We start from the raw sequence: 14,286 nt of genomic DNA, 5'->3' as shown, positions 1-14,286 counted from the left end.
GGCGGCGTTATGCCTTTTCCGCTGTTTCCGCTTCTTTCAGGAACTCGTATCCCCTGCTTTCCAGTTCGTCCACCAGTTCTCCGCCTCCGGTCCGGACAATCCGCCCGTCAGCCAGCACGTGGACCACATCCGGCCTGATGTAGTCCAGCAGGCGTTTGTAGTGGGTGATGACCAGGAAGCTCCGGAAAGGGGAACGCATGGAGTTGACTCCTTCCGAGACAATGCGGAGGGCATCTATGTCCAGGCCGGAATCCGTTTCGTCCAGAATGGCATAGAGGGGATCCAGGAGAAGCATTTGCAGCACTTCATTGCGCTTTTTCTCTCCCCCGGAGAAACCTTCGTTAACGGCGCGTGACGTGAATTTGCGGGCCATGCCGAGCTGGTCCATTTTTGCATAGAGCGTTTTGTAGAAGGTGACCGCATCCAGTTCCTCCCCATGGGGCATGCGGGCCTGCATGGCCGCACGAAGGAAGTTGGCGTTGGAAACGCCGGGAACTTCCATGGGGTACTGGAATGCCAGGAAGAGTCCCGCCCTGCTGCGTTCGTCAATGCTCATGTCCAGCAGGTTCTGTCCGTCCAGCCAGGCTTCTCCCTCCGTTACCTCATAGTCCGGATGTCCGCAAAGAACTTTGGATAAAGTACTTTTCCCGGAGCCGTTGGGCCCCATGATCGCATGCACCTCTCCCTTGGGAATTTCCAGATTGATGCCTTTAAGTATTTCCGTGCCTTGCACGTTGGCGTGCAAATTTTTAATGACCAGACTCATGATGATGAAAGAGAGTTAGCCCTGCGGCGTGGTGATGGAACCCCTCAGGGTGATTTGGGCTTCTTCCACGCACACGTCGTCGGGCAAGTTGATGAATTCCTTCAGTTCCACGCCTTCCTTGATGGTGATGTCGTAAATGCGTCCGGTCCGGGTGTCCTGGAAGTGTCCGTGCTCAACGAGATTGGGACAGAAACGGGAAGAACTGCGTTCAAAGTTGACCTGATTGACCAGGCCGTGGTTCACCAGCGCCTCCAGGCAGTTATAAACGGTGGCCAGGGAGATGCTGGGGAGTTTTTTGCGTACCCGCTGGTAAACTTCATTGGCTGTTGGATGATCCCTTTGTTCCAGAAGAACCTGATAAACTTCCTGCCTTTGCTTGGTAAGCCTCAACCCGGAAATGACCGGCAGGGTAGAGGCAGTGCGGACGGCCTGCTTGGAATCTGTTTTGGGATTCATATCTTATTTTTCATGCTCTGCGTGGATAGTGGGGGAGGGGCTATTGTTTTGCAAGAACAATTCCTGTTATTTATTGGAGCGCGGAGAAGGACAGAAAAAGGGGCGGTCATCCCTGTGGATGGCCGCCCCTGCAGGGAGATAGAGTAATCCGTATTTTAGTTGGCGGCTTCAGATCCTTCCGGAGCCACATTGACGCGGCGGCCTTCGCGGTCAAAGAACACGCGGCCGTCCACCAGGGAGAAGATGGTGTAGTCACGACCCATGCCTACGCCCTTGCCGGGGTGCCACTTGGTGCCGCGCTGGCGGATGATGATGTTGCCCGCGATCACTTCCTGTCCACCGAATTTTTTAACGCCGAGGCGCTTGCTGCGGGAGTCGCGACCGTTCTTGACAGAACCTTGACCTTTCTTGTGAGCCATAAGATAATAAAAATTAAGGGTTGAAATTAGGCGTTGATAGCAGTGATTTCCAGCTTCGTCATGGCGCGGCGGGAACCTTTTTTCTTGTGGAAGCCCTTGCGGCGCTTAAATTTGAAAGCGATGATCTTTTTGCCGCGGAACTGGCTGACCACCTTGGCGGAGACCGTAGCTCCTTCCACCATGGGGGTGCCGACGGTCACTTTTCCGTCATTTTCCACCATAAGCACCTGATCGAAGCTTGCTTCGGCCCCCTCTTCGAGGGTATTGATGCATTCAACGTCGATCACGTCGCCCGTCTGGACGCGGTACTGCTTGCCACCTGTTTTGAAAATTGCGTATGCCATTGCTATCACTGTTAAGGTTCGCCCGCAGATGCGGGAGCCGCAATAAACCATATGACTTTATTTTAGACAAGCAAAATTTCATGAAAAAATGAGCGAATGGCATAAAATTTTTAGAAACGGCCCCGTTTTGACTCATTCCCCGGAGGAAATGAGGGAGCTGGGGAGGCAAATAGGTAAAATTTTAATGCCCGGCGAAATTCTGGGCGTGGTGGGTGAGCTGGGGGCCGGAAAGACGCACCTGACCCAGGGCATTATGGAGGGGCTGGGGAGTTCCGAGGCGGCTGCCAGCCCGACATTTTCCCTGGTGCATGAGCATGCTGACGGACGCCTGCCGGCATGCCATTTTGATTTTTACCGGCTGAAGGATGAGTCCGAGCTGACCGGCATAGGGTGGGAAGAGTATCTGGACGGAGAGACTGTGCTCATTGTCGAATGGGCCAACCTGTTTCCGGAAGCGCTGCCGGAAGAAACCTCATGGCTGCTGCTGGAACATGAAGGAAGCTGCCTGCGCCGCGTGTCTCTGGCTCCTGCGGAATAAAACGGAGATCAGTACCCGATGCTTTGAGAAAACGCTTTATCAAAGCCGGGGCTGAGCCAGATGGTATTATGCATGGCTCCGGGGAATTCCTGGTAACTGACCGGTACGGAGAAACAGTCCCGGAGCCGTTTGGCGTGGTGCGGAGGAATGACTTCATCCGCTCCCGCAGCCAGGATGCTGACAGGGCAGGCGACTTTGGGCGCGGCCAGGTCTGACCGGAAGTGGTCCGGAAGGAGAAGCCTGACGGGCAGGTATGGGAAGAGACCGCGAGCAGTTTCCAGAAGGCTGTCAAAAGGGACCAGCAGCACCAGTTTTTTCACGTGTCTGACGGAGGCTACCTGGGTAGCGACTCCGGAACCGAGGCTTTGCCCGACCAGGATGACGTCGTCCGGCGTTCTTCCGGTTTCCTTCAGCACGGAGTCAAGGATAGCCAGGGAGTCTCCCATGATATCCTGTTCCGTAGGAGAGCCGGTGCTGAGCCCGTACCCGCGGTAATTGACCAGGAGCTTGGCATGGGGAAAACGATCCAGGTAGGGAAGCATCATGGAAATATCCATGGCGTTCCCTCCGTAATATACCAGGAGGGGCTGCCCCTTTTTTTCAATAAGCCATCCGCTGAGTTTGGCCCCATTATGGTGGAAGGTGCGCCGATGCGGTTCCCAGGCGGCACGTTTTTCCAGATACGCGGTTTTGTCCTTGGGTTGGGGCGGCAGGTACACCAGGGAACGGACGGAACACTGGACGCATGCCAGAGCCAGAACCCCGGCAAGCAGAAGTGCGCACGGGATTTTCCATGTTCCCGTTTTCAGTATTCTCAGAAGATTCATGGGACGTTTTTTTCCGTGGTCATGGCTCCGGCTGTCCCGGAACGGAGCAGGGCTGTGCCCCGTTCCTGGCTGCTCCAGCCATTCAGGAAGGCCGTTTTTTCATTCGCGTCCGGGCGGCGTACGTCATTCAGAAGTATTTCCCGGGAGGCCGTTTTGAAATGCAGCTCCGCGGAAGCCGCTCCTTGGCTGTATGTTACTGTAGCCGTTTCCGGAACCCCTCCTGCGATTTCCAAAGTTCCTCTGCCGTCCCCCAGCGAATGGTAAAAAAGAGTCATGCCGGAATGGGGATGCCGGATTTCCCGTTCGGAAACGGGTTCGCTTTCCCCTTCCAGGACAATCGCCGTTCTGCTGCCGTTGGGGAACCATTCCGCCTGGACGTTATCCGTTTCAAGCGTGGCGCCTCCGCGCCCGCAGGCGGAAAGAGCCGGCAGGATGCCGGGCAGTAGGAAGAATGCTGATCGCATGGAGACAGTGTCCCTGAATTCGGTATGGAAGGCAATCTCTCTTTTTCTCTGATGGAAGCTTCTGGACGATCCATATTTTTTCTGATAGAAGGAATACGGGAACAGAGTATAAAAAATATGTTCAGCCGGATGTTTTCATGGAGTTTTGTAGTTGCAGCGTGTTTGGCGGGATTATTCCCGGCACAGTCCCGGGGCGAGGAAGAAGCTGCCCAATCCGGAACCATAGCCGTAAAAGTTCCTGCCTCCAGCCTGCTGATGGCCCGCCAGGAGACGGGAGAAACCCGGCTGGACCGGTCTTTCAGTAATGCGGAGTTGAGCATAGGCGGCAAAAAATATGCCACGGGAATCGGTACGCACGCTACGTCCATGATTCCCCTGCCCGTTCCGGAAAACCCGAAAGTTTTGAGGCTGGAAGGGGCGTGCGGCATTGATGACGGTGCGGATGGAGACGGAAGCGTGGAATTCCGCGTGATGAGCGGGTCCGAGGTTTTATGGAGTTCCGGCGTAATGAGGAGGGGGATGGCCGCGAAGAAGTTTTCCGTTCCGGTGGCGGAAAACGGCATACGGCATCTTTACCTGATGGCCGACCGGGTGGACAATAATTCCTACGACCATGCAAACTGGGTGGATCTGGCCTGGAAGACGGGAGGAAGTGGGCAGGGGAAGACGGGAACTGTGGTGAATGCCTCTGAATTCGGCATGGTTCCCGGCGTCAGAAAAGATCAGGGGCCGGCGCTGCGGGCTGCCGTTTCCGCTCTCCGGAGGCAGGGCGGGGGCGTTTTGAACATCCCCAGGGGCATTTACCATTTTTATCCGGAGGGGGCTTTGAACATGAGTTTCCATATTTCCAACCATGACCAGCCGCTGATTCATCCGGTGTGTGTGCCTCTGGCCGATTTGCGGAATGTCCGCGTGGAGGGCAATGGTTCCCTGTTTCTTTTTCACGGCAAGGTGGTTCCCCTGCTGGTGATGGACAGCGAAAATATCAGCATCAACCGTTTATCCGTGGATTACGAACGGTCCTGGTGCACGGAGGCGCGCGTCGTGAAGACGGATGACCGGTTTACGGAAGTGGAAATAGACAAAAAGGCCTACCCTTACGAAATCCGGAACAACAGGTTCGTTTTCCAGGGGAAAGGCTGGGAAGAAGGGATGGGACACTGCATGGCTTTTGAGAAGGGGACGGGACATATTATCGCCAATACATCGGACATCGGCTGGAACGGGCATGTGGAGCCGCTGGGCGGAAGCCGTCTCCGGCTGGACTGGAACCTCAGGCAGAAGGGAATCAAGCCGGGGGATACGCTGGTGCTGCGGAATTACAACCGTCCCCATCCGGGATGCGTGGTGTACCGGGCGCGGAAAACATCACTGAATGACGTATCTCTGCACCAGAGCTCAGGCATGGCCCTGCTGGTCCAGCGGTCGGAGGACTTTCACATGAAAGGCGGCGGAGTCATGGTCAGGAAAGGCACGGGGCGCGTGCACACCGCCGGAGCGGACGCGACCCATTTTTCCAATACCCGGGGCGGAATCGTGGTGGAGAAAGCCCTGTTCGAAGGGATGATGGATGACGCCATCAATGTCCATTCCACCTGCCTGGGCGTGATGGAAGTAGTGGACAGCCATACCCTGAAGTGCAAATACATGCATCGGCAGGCGGTGGGGTTTGAGGTGTTTCTTCCCGGTGAAAAAATCCGTTTCATCAACGGTCCTACGCTGGAACCCGGCGGAACGGCCACCGTGAAAACGGCAGTGAAAAAGAATTCCGCGGAATTGGTGATTACGGTGGAAGAGCCGCTCCCCTCCTCCGTCAGGGCCGGGGATGCCGTGGAGAATGCGGATTTTTACCCTTCCGTGGTTTTCCGCAACAATATCGTCCGCAACAACCGTGCCAGAGGATCTCTTTTTACAACGCCGGAGAGAGTGCTGGTGGAGGGCAATTTGTTTGACCATTCCTCCGGCTCCGCCATTCTATTGGCAGGGGATGCCCAGGGGTGGTATGAAAGCGGCGCCTGCCATGAAGTGGTGATCCGCAAAAATACATTCATTAACAACCTGACCTCGCGTTACCAGTTTACGAATGCCATTATTTCCATTTACCCGGAAGTCAAGCAGCTGGACAGGCAGAGGGATTACTATCATCGCAATGTGCTGATAGAAAATAATGTTTTCAAGACGTTCGATGTGCCGCTGCTGTTCGCCATTTCCACGGACAACCTCAAGTTCATCAATAATAAGGTCATTTACAATGACGAGTTTAAGGGATGGGGGCAGAAACCTTTCCAATTCAGAAGATGCGCCAATATTCTGATTAAAGATAACAAGGTGCTGCCTCCCCGCACATGGACCCTTGAGGACTGCAAGCTGGAAAATACCCCATCAGATCAGGTCCGCTTTGGTGGATAAGTTTTTTATTTTACGCAATATCCGTATAAACAACATTTTTTTGCGGATTGTATATCCGGTGGCAACATATTTTTCTAAGATAAAAACATCAATAACTTTTCAAAGTTGCAGAGATAAGAAGAAAAAACAAATCTATTTTCATATTTATCTATTGATATTCATATGGATATGTGATTTCTTCCTGTAAAAAAGCAGGCGGCGGATATACAATCCGCTATGTTGCCTTGCACTATGTGCAGGGGACAAAAGAGGGCGCCGGAAGGCAATGACGGGGGCATCAAATATTGGTGGATTTTACCTTTTTTGTCTTTCTTTTTTTCCCTGAATAACCAAAGTTTTTGGATTGATGAATGTTGTACTGCATTGTGCGCCATGCAGCAGGGAATGGAGGGATGTTGGAAGAAGATTTGTGAAATTGGCGGTAGCGATGCTCAAATGGCCTTTTATTACTACCTTTTATTTTTGTGGCATCATCTGACGGGTGCGGAGTCTGAATGGATGCTGAGGTTATTTAATATATTTTGGGTATTTTTATCATCCTGGTTTTTCAGAAAGGAACCAAAGGCGCTGGTGATTCTTTTGATTTCACCGTTTTTTGTTTATTATTCTAACGAGTTGCGGCCCTATATGTTGCAGATAGCGGCCTCTTGCGCTGTCTCCATGTTGTTTTGGCAGGTTAGCCGGGGAGAACCGGTAAAATTCCATGTCTTTTTTGGTTCTCTGTTTTTTTTATGTCTTACAAGCCTGACAGGGGTTGTATGGGCGCTCGGTTTTGCCGCGGCATTCATGGTCATGGCATTCCGGCAGTTTGGAGGGCGGAGGTTTCGGCGAGCCCTGCTCTGGTGGATTTTTCCATTTTCCGGGTTGGGAGCATATTATCTTTACACTCTTTTCTTGGGCGCCCGTGCGGTTTCCATATCTTCCTCCTGGATAGTCAATGCATGCGCTTCCATGTACGAGTTATCGGGATTGGCCGGCATGGGGCCTTCCCGTCTAGAATTGAGGATGTGCATGACTCCTGATGCTTTATGGAATATGAACGGATTGGGGGCAGGGATGATCTCCGGCGCCATTCTTCTGGCCGGTTCTGCCTGCGGCATCATTTTGTGGAATAAGCGGGCTGAGAGGCCCTTGGTTCCTGCTTTGCTGGTGTTGATATTGTTTCCAGGGGCCGTATTCCTTTATGGAACGGAAATGATGGATTTCCGTTTTTCCGGACGGCATTGCGCGCCGTTATTGCCTGTATTGTGTCTGGCCTGGTCCCTGGTGGCGTCATGGGATTGGTCGTTCCCCAGGATTGCCCAAACTATCCTGTTCCTATTAATGATGATTGTTTGGGCGGTGAGCGATATTCGTATTCGTTGCAATGATTTGTATGGCCGTGAAGATTTCCGCTCTGCGGTATCTTATTGCAAATTATTGCAGAGCAGTCATGTTGACATTTTACTTTTATGCAATGGAGCCGGAAAGGAGTTTTATGGATGGATTCCCGGCCCGTTAAAGGACAAATGGTCTGATTATAAGGTGATCGTAGTTTCCCGGCCATCCGATTATGCTGCTTTTCTCCAGTCCATAGAGTCTTCCGGCAAGTATGAACGTTCCGAATTATGCCGGGGGTTTGTCGTCTATCGGCGGGGTGGAATCTCCCAACGAGAGGGGTATTGATGTTTTTGCTGTTGTTTCAACATTTTGAGAAGAGACAGTGTCATTATAGAAATGATGGATATTTCTTCCCGCCTGGTCAAAAGATGCAGGAAATTTATTGAACCGTACCGGGTGACGGACGGCAGGGGATTCAAGTTGTCCCGCTATGATCCCGGCGATCTCGGCAAGCTGGGCAAAGACAGCAAGAAAGAGGCTGTGGATAAGCTGGAAAAGGGCATCGAATTGCTGGAGCAGCTTCAGGAAGTATTGTATGCCAGCGAGTCTCATGCGCTGCTGGTGGTGCTGCAGGCGATGGACAGCGCGGGAAAGGATGGCATTGTGAAGCATGTGATGGGAGGCGTCAATCCGCAAGGGTGCGTAGTCAGCAGCTTCAAGCAGCCTTCCACGCTGGAACGGAGCCATGATTTTCTGTGGAGGTGCGTAGCGCGCCTCCCCAGGCGGGGGATGATTGGCATTTTCAACCGTTCCTATTATGAAGAAGTCCTTAGCGTGCGCGTGCATCCGGAGTTTCTGGCCGGAGAGGGATTTAATCCCTCCCATGCCAAGAGTGCTTTCTGGGAGGAGAGGTTCAGATCCATCAATAACCTGGAACGCCACCTGCTCGCCAACAGGACGAGCATTGTGAAAATATTCCTCAACCTTTCCCCAGAGGAACAGAGAAAGCGCCTTTTGGCACGGCTGGATACTCCGGACAAAAATTGGAAGTTTTCTGAAGGGGATATTCACGAACGCGAATTCTGGGACCAGTACCAGAAAGCGTATGAGGAGATGATACGCCATACTTCTTCCCGGGAGGCTCCATGGTATGTGGTGCCGGCGGACAACAAATGGTATTCCCGGCTCGTCTGCTTGTGCGCCATTGTGGAGGCCCTGGCGGAGATGAGGCTGGAATATCCGAAGGTTTCCGGGGAATTGAAGGAGTTCTTTCCCAAATTCCGGGAGGAACTGGAACGCCCCCTGTCCAGGGGCGGGGATTAGAGCGGCATTCGGAAACGCGGAGAGAAAAACGGCGCGTCAGAGGGAGATTGCCCTCCTTCTGCTGCGCCGGCGCATTCCGTGCCATTGGGGCAGGCTCCGTTTCCGTCAGCGTCTGCGTTCCCAGGATTGCACCTTGCCGTTGATGAAAAGCACGTATCCGGTGTTTACCGGCACATAGGTGACATCATTGTAATAAGGATAATAGGGACGGTAGAAGCCCGGCCCCCAGTAGGGACCGCCCCAGTAGGGGCCGGCCCAGAAAGAGGGGGGAGGGGTGTAAACCGGCTGGAGGGAGGAATAAATCCAGCGGGTGGCGGATTTCCCGTTAAGGTGGCCTTCCGCTACGGCGGAGGGGTCCCCCCAGGCCAGGAAAACGGCCGGCGGAGACATTCCTTCAGCAATTTGTCCGGATTCCACCAGTGTTTTCTGGCTGGGCGGGAGGGAATTGAAAAGGGCCGGGTTTTTCTGGATGCGCGATGCCGGGGTGGACACGCAGGAAGCAAGGCACAGAGCGGCGGACAGGGTAGTGAAAAGTAACTTCCAACTCATGATGTACATACGGATAACACTCACTTTGACTCTTGCCAAGGGTCTTTTGTTGAGTAAAATGTACGAACACGTTATGAAAGCGCTCCGCAATCTGGCTTTAGCTCTGATGGTTCCCGTTCTGGCTTCTTCCCTGTCCGCAGCGGAAAAGCCGGAAATAGTTGACGAATATCTCCCGGTCGGCAAAATGGCGGAAGCCGCCGCCGTCAGCGTTGTGCTTGATGAAAGCCTGCAGCCGTTTATGGAAAAGATAGACGGCGTTTTCGCCTCCCTGCCCGACAAGGACAAAAAGGAGCTTGTCGGCCAGATTGTCCCCGGCCAGCCCGTTCCTTATGATGAGCGCCTGGGCTGGACCAAAGACGAATATGCCAAGTACCTGGAGTGCTGGAAGCTGAAGCAGGTGCAGGAAGTGGCCCCTGTGGCCCTGGGTATTTTCGCCTCGGGGGAACGGAATATCTGGGATTTGGCTGCTGTGGCGCAGCAGGGGCCGCTGCCGATGAGCACGCTGAAGTATGATTCCAGCACCAAGTCATGGATTTCTCCCAACGGAACCCTGACCCTGAAAGGGGACGTGTCCTATGACGAGCTGAATGTATACGGCGCATGGAGCGGCAAGGAATGGACAATGGAAAAGAAAACCATTCTTTCCACCCTGACGGAGACTATCATTGCGGGCAAGACCAAGGACGGCAAGTATGCCTATTTCGTTTACAACATGTCTGAAAAGAACCCGGACAACGTTGCCATTGCCAACCAGTCCATCGTTCTGCGTGTTCCCGTCACCCGCATCGCGGGTGACCCTTTGCTGGAAAAGGCCAAGGCCAAGGCCCGCCAGTAGGGATATGATGTTCCTTTCATTTCCGGTAAGACAACAATGCGTATCATCAGCGGAAAGGCCGGCGGCATAACCCTGTCTGTTCCCAAAGGGGAGGTTCGTCCCACGACAGACCGGGTCAGGGAAGCCGTTTTTTCCATCCTGAACCCGCTGATGGACCAGGCCGACGTGCTGGATTTATTTGCCGGGTCCGGCGCTTTCGGCCTGGAGGCCCTCAGCCGTGGGGCCGGAAACGCCCGCATGGTGGATTTTTCCCGTCTCTCCTGCGCGGCGGCCAGGGCCAATCTCGTCAAGACGGGCTTGGAAGGCGGAACTGTCATCCAGGGAGATGCCGTCCAGTTCGTGAAAAGGGAACTGCTGGCCGGCAGGAAGTACGATATTATTTTTGCAGATCCTCCTTATTGCAAGGGGCCGGCGGACCGCGACTTTATTGTTGAACTGGCGGAGGCCGGAGTTGCCGGACTATTGAAGAGTGGTGGCGTGTTTATTGCGGAAGTGCAGGAGGGCTGGGGTACCGGAAGGGAAGGCGCCGCGGAAATTGACGGCCTGAATCTGGTGGATACCCGCCGGTACGGGAAAAATATGCTGCTGTTCTACCAATTGCCTGAGAAGTAAGATGAAAGCCTTCCTGTTTTCCCTCTGTTACAATATCCTGTATACCGTCGGGTGGTTGGTAACGCTGCCTTCCTATCTGCTTAAGCAGAAGAGGAGAGGCGGATTCGGCACGGGGCTTCTGGAGCGTTTCGGGCTGTACCGGGTCTCCTATAACCGGGAGCCGAAAGGGGTGTTATATGTGCATGCCGTGAGCGTGGGTGAAGTGGTGCTGGCTCTCAAGTTTCTCCGGGCGTGGCTCCGGGAACGCGGAGGTTCCGCCGTGCTGGCCACCAGTACGGCTACGGGGCATGCTACGGCGGTGAGTGCGCAGATTCCCGGCGTGCGCGTGATTTACGCCCCCTTTGACCTTCTGGGTCTGCCGGGGAGGTGTTTTGACCGTTTTGAACCGGAGGCCATTGTCCTGGTGGAGGCTGAGTTGTGGCCGAATTTTGCCCGTGCAGCCAAGGTGCGCGGCATACCCATGGCGATGATTAATGCCCGCATGTCCGCCAGGTCCGAGAGCCGCTACCGCGCATTTAAATGGATTTCAAAGTATTATTTTTCCTTCCTTGACGCGATGGGCGTACAGGACAAGGGGGATGTCCGGAGGTTTGAATCCGTGGGCGTGCGTTCCTCCATCATCCACGTGACGGGAAGCATCAAATTTGACCAGCAAATGGCGGAACGCAGGGAGGCTAATGCGGAGTTTGCCTCCATTTTGGACAAACTGAAACGCGGCAAGCCTGTAGTGCTGGCCGCCAGCACGCATGACGGGGAGGAAGTTCTGATCGCAGAAGCGGCGCGCAAGGCGGGAGGCTTCCCCCTGATCGTGCCCAGGCATGCGGAACGCCGCCATGCCGTGGTGCGGGAACTGGAGGCCCAGGGCTGGCAGTGCGTGCTGCGGACTGATGGCGAGATTCCGGAAACCCTGAAAGATCATGTTTGCTACATCGCGGATACGACAGGGGAATTGAGGGACTGGACCGCTCTGGCGGATGTAGCCGTGATCGGAAAAAGCTTTTTGGCGGACGGTGGACAGAATCCGGCTGAAGCCGTCGCCTGTGGTGTGCCCGTGCTGACGGGGCCTCATATGGAAAATTTCGATGCACTGGTTCAGCTGCTTGAAGGAGTGGACGGAATTGCCAGATGTGATGAAAACCGCTTGGCGGACGTGCTCAAGGAGATGCTGGACAACCCCCTGCTGGCTCATGCCCAGTCTTCCCGCGCCCAGGTGGCGTTGAAGGCCCATTTCGGCGCTACCGCCCGGACCATTCGCATGATCTGCATCATGCTCAAGATTCCTGTTTGATATCGGGGGCTTTTTGCCCCCGGGGTTCCGGCCTGGAATGGGGAGGAAGGGCGAAGACTTCCCCCTGCGGAGCATCAATGATGATGTCAAAATGCTGGAAAGTATCCACGCCGATCTGGTATCGGCCCCCTGTTCCCGTTACGGCGAAGGAAAGGCCGTCCATTTGGAAGTCCGGTCCCATGCGGAGCGTGGAGGGGATACCCAGTTTCATGACAGTACAGTCCCCATTGTGTCCGTTAATGTCGGTCGCCTTGGTGGTGAGCTGATTGCCGTTCGGATCCGCGGGCCACTGTTTCAGCGGGGCCATGGAAAGAGAAGAGCCGGAGTCAAGAGCCAGCGGGAAAGTGTCTCCTCCCCGGGAACAGCGGATGTAAAAAATTCCGGAAGGATCACGTTCCACATCCAGCGGTTTCATGTGTTGGGGGAAGCGGGAGCGTTCCAGAAACTGCAGGGAAGCATTCCTGACGGACAGCAGGAACGGAGAGAACCCCAGGTAGTTGATGCCCAGGATGCCGTCTATCTTCACCTGCATGTCCTTTTGCAGGGGAGTAAGATCCAGGGCAAGGCCGAAGAAGTTTTTAATATGAAGCCCGCCCATGGAGAAGGACCGCATGGCAAATAGCCGTGGTGCGGCACGGACGTTGGAACCGGGGGCGATTTGAACGTCTTCAAGCGGCAGGCCGGGAAAATTCTTTTTGATGAATTTGATGTCAAATGTGGTGTGGGAGGCCGCCGTGTCCACAATAAGATTGCATGGGACTCCATTGACAGTGCATTGCGCTACAAGAAGCTTGCTGTGGGCATCCCTCTCCAGCTTTACGGGCTTCAGGTCAGTAATGGACACGGCGGGACCGCCTTGAGCAGGAACCGGCTGTTCTTCTGCGGATAAGGGAAGCGCCCCCAATGCCAGAAGAGCCAGGAAAGTTCGGATGAGGCTGCGTGAAAATAGCATTCTTCACCATTAGGTGCGTTTTTGCAGTTTGACAAGCCAATTTTGACGGTGAATCAGTCATGGCTACGGTGGTTGGGTTTGTGGCGGCGTTCCAGTTCCACGCGGTCTTCATAATTCCGGGCCTGCACTTTCCGGTCTCTTTTTCCGGCCCGTTCCACGTTCATTTGCCTTTTTTTCTGACGTTTGGCAAGCCGGGCGATTTCATTTTCCAAATTCAGGAAGTTTAAGTACCGCTCCTTGTCCAGCTTCCCCTCGTCCACGGCTTTCCTGATGGCGCAGCCGGAATCTTTACCGTGGCTGCAATCCGCAAATTTGCATTCATGGGCCAGCTCCGTCAAATCCGCAAAGCTTTCACGGAGGGTATGTTCATCAGTCCACATCTGGATTTCCCGTATGCCGGGGTTGTCAATCAGCAAACCTCCATGCTTGAGGAGCACCAGCTCCCGCGCCACTGTCGTATGGCGCCCTTTGCCGGTTACTTCATTGACTTCACCCGTCCAGAGCCATTCATCCCCCAGCAGGGTATTGACCAGGGTGGATTTTCCAACGCCTGAGGAGCCGACGATGCAGATGGTTTTTCCCTTGGAGAGGCATTTGCGGAATTCCGTGATTCCCCTGTTGTGCAGGGCGCTGATGCTGATTATGGCGCATTCCGGGGAGAGCTCCCGCAGAATCTGCATGGCTTTTTCCACTTCCTCCCTGGAAAAAAGATCCGTTTTGTTAAGCAGGATGAGAGGAGATGCTCCGCTGCGGCGGATGAGTGTAAAGTAGCGCTCCATGCGCCTGGGGTTGAAGTCCGTTCCCGGCTCCGTCACTACGGCCACGATATCCACATTGGTTCCCAATACCTGTTCCGCGCTGCTTTTCCCAGGAGCTTTGCGGGAAAAACAGGTCTGGCGCGGGAGAATGGAGCGTATGACGGCTTCGTCTCCCGCTTCTCCCGGATCAATCGCCACCCAGTCTCCAACAGCGGGCAGTTCCGCATCCGTTGCCGCATCATGCCAGAGTTTGCCGCTGACGACGGCGTCCACATCTTCCCCGCCGTCCAGAAGAGCAGTGAAGTTGATTTTTGTTTCCCGGATAAGACGCCCCGGCATCCAGCCTGGTTTGGCAACGGCGTCGAAAGCGCGTTGAAAGTGGTCGTTCCAGCCTAAATCCTGAAGAGTGACGGGCATGAAAATGGA

At 54.4% G+C, this 14,286-nt stretch carries 16 protein-coding genes; 7 read left to right on the top strand and 9 right to left on the bottom strand.

The window, feature by feature from the left end; all coding sequences use genetic code 11:
• Positions 1-7: 7 nt before the first annotated feature.
• The 4 genes from sufC to rplU all read right to left on the bottom strand — a co-directional run bounded on the left by sufC (position 8) and on the right by rplU (position 1,985).
• On the bottom strand, positions 8-766 hold the full coding sequence (gene sufC / locus BHW66_RS10415) for a Fe-S cluster assembly ATPase SufC (protein ID WP_022198500.1): 759 nt from the start codon (positions 764-766) through the stop codon (positions 8-10).
• A gap of 15 nt (positions 767-781) precedes the next feature.
• Complete coding sequence (locus tag BHW66_RS10410) at positions 782-1,222, bottom strand: transcriptional repressor (protein ID WP_012419539.1); 441 nt, start codon at positions 1,220-1,222, stop codon at positions 782-784.
• 155 nt (positions 1,223-1,377) lie between these two features.
• On the bottom strand, positions 1,378-1,641 hold the full coding sequence (gene rpmA / locus BHW66_RS10405; protein ID WP_012419538.1) for a 50S ribosomal protein L27: 264 nt from the start codon (positions 1,639-1,641) through the stop codon (positions 1,378-1,380).
• Positions 1,642-1,667: 26 nt separating this feature from the next.
• A complete protein-coding gene (rplU, locus tag BHW66_RS10400; RefSeq protein ID WP_012419537.1) occupies positions 1,668-1,985 on the bottom strand; it encodes a 50S ribosomal protein L21 in 318 nt (105 codons plus the stop codon).
• 127 nt (positions 1,986-2,112) lie between these two features.
• On the opposite strand from rplU, the gene tsaE reads away from it, so the two are divergent.
• On the top strand, positions 2,113-2,523 hold the full coding sequence (gene tsaE, locus BHW66_RS10395; protein ID WP_232051451.1) for a tRNA (adenosine(37)-N6)-threonylcarbamoyltransferase complex ATPase subunit type 1 TsaE: 411 nt from the start codon (positions 2,113-2,115) through the stop codon (positions 2,521-2,523).
• Between the two features lie 8 nt (positions 2,524-2,531).
• Here tsaE and BHW66_RS10390 read toward each other — a convergent pair whose 3' ends face one another.
• A complete protein-coding gene (locus BHW66_RS10390; protein ID WP_012419535.1) occupies positions 2,532-3,350 on the bottom strand; it encodes an alpha/beta fold hydrolase in 819 nt (272 codons plus the stop codon).
• Positions 3,347-3,814: a hypothetical protein gene (locus tag BHW66_RS10385; protein WP_022198498.1), complete on the bottom strand. Its 468-nt coding sequence runs from the start codon at positions 3,812-3,814 to the stop codon at positions 3,347-3,349. Before BHW66_RS10385 ends, BHW66_RS10390 begins: the two co-directional genes overlap by 4 nt.
• Before the next feature lie 162 nt (positions 3,815-3,976).
• Here BHW66_RS10385 and BHW66_RS10380 point away from each other — a divergent pair, with 162 nt between their 5' ends.
• From BHW66_RS10380 to BHW66_RS10370, 3 genes are all read left to right on the top strand, one after another.
• On the top strand, positions 3,977-6,223 hold the full coding sequence (locus BHW66_RS10380) for an NPCBM/NEW2 domain-containing protein (RefSeq protein ID WP_253822173.1): 2,247 nt from the start codon (positions 3,977-3,979) through the stop codon (positions 6,221-6,223).
• Positions 6,224-6,439: 216 nt separating this feature from the next.
• Positions 6,440-7,888, top strand: coding sequence for a hypothetical protein (locus BHW66_RS10375; protein ID WP_128154865.1), 1,449 nt, complete (start codon positions 6,440-6,442; stop codon positions 7,886-7,888).
• Positions 7,889-7,939: 51 nt separating this feature from the next.
• Positions 7,940-8,866, top strand: coding sequence for a polyphosphate kinase 2 family protein (locus BHW66_RS10370; RefSeq protein WP_102732387.1), 927 nt, complete (start codon positions 7,940-7,942; stop codon positions 8,864-8,866).
• Positions 8,867-8,971: 105 nt separating this feature from the next.
• Here the strand turns inward: BHW66_RS10370 and BHW66_RS10365 are convergent, their stop codons facing one another.
• Complete coding sequence (locus BHW66_RS10365; protein WP_128154867.1) at positions 8,972-9,415, bottom strand: hypothetical protein; 444 nt, start codon at positions 9,413-9,415, stop codon at positions 8,972-8,974.
• Positions 9,416-9,473: 58 nt separating this feature from the next.
• Between BHW66_RS10365 and BHW66_RS10360 the strand changes: the two genes are divergently transcribed.
• Genes BHW66_RS10360 through BHW66_RS10350 form a run of 3 tightly spaced genes read left to right on the top strand, consistent with a single transcriptional unit; the run spans position 9,474 to position 12,150 of the window.
• Complete coding sequence (locus tag BHW66_RS10360; protein ID WP_102732385.1) at positions 9,474-10,250, top strand: hypothetical protein; 777 nt, start codon at positions 9,474-9,476, stop codon at positions 10,248-10,250.
• Between the two features lie 36 nt (positions 10,251-10,286).
• Entirely contained in the window at positions 10,287-10,862 is a 576-nt protein-coding gene (locus BHW66_RS10355; protein WP_128154869.1) for an RsmD family RNA methyltransferase, read from the top strand.
• Between the two features lies 1 nt (position 10,863).
• Positions 10,864-12,150, top strand: a complete 1,287-nt coding sequence (locus tag BHW66_RS10350) for a glycosyltransferase N-terminal domain-containing protein (RefSeq protein WP_102732383.1) — start codon at positions 10,864-10,866, stop codon at positions 12,148-12,150.
• Here the strand turns inward: BHW66_RS10350 and BHW66_RS10345 are convergent.
• Positions 12,134-13,102, bottom strand: a complete 969-nt coding sequence (locus BHW66_RS10345) for a retropepsin-like aspartic protease (protein WP_102734863.1) — start codon at positions 13,100-13,102, stop codon at positions 12,134-12,136. The genes BHW66_RS10350 and BHW66_RS10345 overlap by 17 nt on opposite strands.
• 53 nt (positions 13,103-13,155) lie before the next feature.
• Positions 13,156-14,277 (bottom strand): ribosome small subunit-dependent GTPase A, encoded by a 1,122-nt coding sequence (rsgA, locus tag BHW66_RS10340; RefSeq protein ID WP_022198491.1) that lies wholly within the window; start codon positions 14,275-14,277, stop codon positions 13,156-13,158.
• Positions 14,278-14,286 lie beyond the last annotated feature (9 nt).

Origin of the sequence: Akkermansia sp. 54_46, from assembly GCF_001917295.1 — a bacterium.
Classification (GTDB): Bacteria; Verrucomicrobiota; Verrucomicrobiia; order Verrucomicrobiales; family Akkermansiaceae; genus Akkermansia; species Akkermansia muciniphila.
The sequence above is the reverse complement of the archived record's forward strand: the minus strand, read 5'-3'. Positions and strand labels throughout refer to the sequence as shown.

Bases quoted from the DNA above. Each gene is read 5' to 3' on its own strand.
- sufC (WP_022198500.1), bottom strand. From the start codon at position 766: ATGAGTCTGGTCATTAAAAATTTGCACGCCAACGTGCAAGGCACGGAA.
- BHW66_RS10410 (WP_012419539.1), bottom strand. From the start codon at position 1,222: ATGAATCCCAAAACAGATTCCAAGCAGGCCGTCCGCACTGCCTCTACC.
- rpmA (WP_012419538.1), bottom strand. From the start codon at position 1,641: ATGGCTCACAAGAAAGGTCAAGGTTCTGTCAAGAACGGTCGCGACTCC.
- rplU (WP_012419537.1), bottom strand. From the start codon at position 1,985: ATGGCATACGCAATTTTCAAAACAGGTGGCAAGCAGTACCGCGTCCAG.
- BHW66_RS10390 (WP_012419535.1), bottom strand. From the start codon at position 3,350: ATGAATCTTCTGAGAATACTGAAAACGGGAACATGGAAAATCCCGTGC.
- BHW66_RS10385 (WP_022198498.1), bottom strand. From the start codon at position 3,814: ATGCGATCAGCATTCTTCCTACTGCCCGGCATCCTGCCGGCTCTTTCC.
- BHW66_RS10375 (WP_128154865.1), top strand. From the start codon at position 6,440: ATGTTGCCTTGCACTATGTGCAGGGGACAAAAGAGGGCGCCGGAAGGC.
- BHW66_RS10370 (WP_102732387.1), top strand. From the start codon at position 7,940: ATGATGGATATTTCTTCCCGCCTGGTCAAAAGATGCAGGAAATTTATT.
- BHW66_RS10365 (WP_128154867.1), bottom strand. From the start codon at position 9,415: ATGAGTTGGAAGTTACTTTTCACTACCCTGTCCGCCGCTCTGTGCCTT.
- BHW66_RS10360 (WP_102732385.1), top strand. From the start codon at position 9,474: ATGTACGAACACGTTATGAAAGCGCTCCGCAATCTGGCTTTAGCTCTG.
- BHW66_RS10355 (WP_128154869.1), top strand. From the start codon at position 10,287: ATGCGTATCATCAGCGGAAAGGCCGGCGGCATAACCCTGTCTGTTCCC.
- BHW66_RS10350 (WP_102732383.1), top strand. From the start codon at position 10,864: ATGAAAGCCTTCCTGTTTTCCCTCTGTTACAATATCCTGTATACCGTC.
- BHW66_RS10345 (WP_102734863.1), bottom strand. From the start codon at position 13,102: ATGCTATTTTCACGCAGCCTCATCCGAACTTTCCTGGCTCTTCTGGCA.
- rsgA (WP_022198491.1), bottom strand. From the start codon at position 14,277: ATGCCCGTCACTCTTCAGGATTTAGGCTGGAACGACCACTTTCAACGC.